This is a genomic window from uncultured Mailhella sp., from assembly GCF_905187505.1.
Taxonomy (GTDB): Bacteria; Desulfobacterota; Desulfovibrionia; order Desulfovibrionales; family Desulfovibrionaceae; genus Mailhella.
Map to the genome: position 1 here is coordinate 1 of NZ_CAJJIC010000204.1, position 2,054 is coordinate 2,054.

Below are 2,054 nucleotides of genomic sequence, written 5' to 3' on the forward strand. Positions count from 1 at the left end.
GAGGATCGCGTCAGTCACGTTCGCGTTATCCAGTTGGCAAACGCCAGTTTTTAGGGGCGTGACATCAATCAGCTTGCCGACGAAGGCCGGGTGCAGCGCTTTCACGGGGGCGTGGGCATGCCTCTCAGCACCGAGAACATCATTTACGATCAGCGCAAGCTGCTCTTCACCGAGGAGAAGCGCCGCATAGCCGAGCTTGTGGCTCAGCACGTGCCGGACGGCGCCTCGCTGTGCATCAACATAGGCACCACGACGGAGGCCGTGGCCTTTGCGCTGCTTGAACGCAAGAATCTGCGCATACTCACCAACAATCTCAACGTGGCGCGCATCTGTGCGGGGAATCCTTCCTTTGAGGTCATCATTGCCGGGGGCACGGTGCGCTCGCACGATCTTGGGGTCATCGGACCGGAAACCGAGCATTTCATCCGTGAATTCCGCATGGATTTCGGCATCATCGGCATATCCGGCATTGACGAGGAGGGAAACCTTCTGGACTACGACTATCGGGAAGTGTCGGTGGCGCGTGCCATCATCGAGCATTCGCGCCGCGTGTTTCTGGCCTGCGACCGTTCCAAGTTCGGGCGTCCGGCCATGGTTCGGGCCGGTCACATACGTCAGCTTGACGCCGTTTTTTCCAACGGGCCTCTGCCTGCGCGCTGGCAGGACATGATACAGGAAGCAGGCGCGCAGCTCTACCTTGCCTGAGGACGACATGACGCACGCCGATCCTGCCTCAGGACGCGGACAGGTCATCCTGTTTGCGCTGCTCACCGCCGCGTGCGTGGCGGGCGACGCCATGCTTTATGTGACGCTGCCAGTGCACTGGCGCGAAGCCGGTCTCGACTCGCTGTGGGAAGTGGGACTCGTACTCTCGCTCAACCGGCTGGCGAGGCTTCCGCTCAATCCGGTCATCGGCTGGGTCTACTCGCGGGTGGACACGAAGATCTGCGCCACCGTGGCGGCCGCGCTTTCCGTGCTCATCTGCGCGGGATACGCCTGCGCCGGATCGCTTGCGGCATGGGCTGCGCTGCGCGTGCTCTGGGGTCTCTGCTGGTCGCTGCTCAAGCTCGGCGGCCTGTTCACCGTCATGGATGCGGCGGGTAAAAACGACCGGGGATATTTCATCGGACTCTACACGGGCACGTATCGCCTCGGCAATCTGGCGGGCATGCTCGGCGGAGGCCTTCTGGCCGATGCCGCGGGGCTGCGCTGGGCGTTCTGGGCCGGCGCGGCGACGGCGGCGCTGGCGCTGCCCATGGCGCTGTTTCTGCTGCGCGGGGTGCGCCCCTCTGCAGACGCCGCGCCGAACGCTCCCCGCTTTTCCATGCTTTCCCTGCTCCGCTCAAAAGAGCTTTTCTGGGTGCTTTTCACCTGTCTTGCGGTCACGCTCATCATCGAAGGATTCTTCATGTCCACGCTCTCGGCGCTCATGGCCCATCACTGGGGCGACGCCGTCACCGTGCTCGGCGTCAGCGTCGGCTGCGCCACGGCGGCCGGCTTCGTGCAGTCGCTGCGGTGGGGCTGGGATCCTCTGCTCTCCCCTCTCGTGGGGCGACTCTCCGACGGCAGGTTCGGCCGTGTGGCCATGTTCGCCGGGGGCTGCTGGATCGCTTCCGCCCTTCTTGTCCTCATCATGCTGCCGCTCTCTCTGGCGCCGTGGCTTGCCCTGCTCATCGCCGTCGAAGTCTGCTGTACGGCCATGACCACGCTTTCCGATGCCCTTGCCACGGACGTGGCCTCACGCACCCGGCCGGTATTCGTCATCACGGCCTACACGCTTGCTCTGGATCTCGGGGCGGCGCTCGGCCCTCTGGGCGGATTTTTCATCATTTCCCAGTGGGGCATGGAAACCGCCTACGCGCTTGCCGCCCTGCTGCTCGCACTTTTCGCCCTGCGCTGGAGCGTCCGACCGCCTTTAAAAAAAACGAAGTGATGCCGCCGGCCGGGCGACATTTTCCTTCTCCCGAGTACCGCAACCGCCCGTCTGTTCGGGACACGCCGTACTGTCCCTCCACTTGTACGACGCCCGCTGCGCTTAACGCCGGAAGTGAATT

Annotated in this window: 2 protein-coding genes; both read left to right on the plus strand. The window is 63.9% G+C overall.

Going from position 1 to position 2,054, the window contains the following annotated elements; all coding sequences use genetic code 11:
* Positions 1-117 precede the first annotated feature (117 nt).
* Positions 118-705: a DeoR family transcriptional regulator gene (locus QZZ60_RS11340; protein ID WP_295641477.1), complete on the plus strand. Its 588-nt coding sequence runs from the start codon at positions 118-120 to the stop codon at positions 703-705.
* A complete protein-coding gene (locus tag QZZ60_RS11345) occupies positions 698-1,933 on the plus strand; it encodes an MFS transporter (RefSeq protein WP_295641479.1) in 1,236 nt (411 codons plus the stop codon). Before QZZ60_RS11340 ends, QZZ60_RS11345 begins: the two co-directional genes overlap by 8 nt.
* Positions 1,934-2,054: the final 121 nt, after the last annotated feature.

Bases quoted from the DNA above. Each gene is read 5' to 3' on its own strand.
- QZZ60_RS11340 (WP_295641477.1), top strand. From the start codon at position 118: ATGCCTCTCAGCACCGAGAACATCATTTACGATCAGCGCAAGCTGCTC.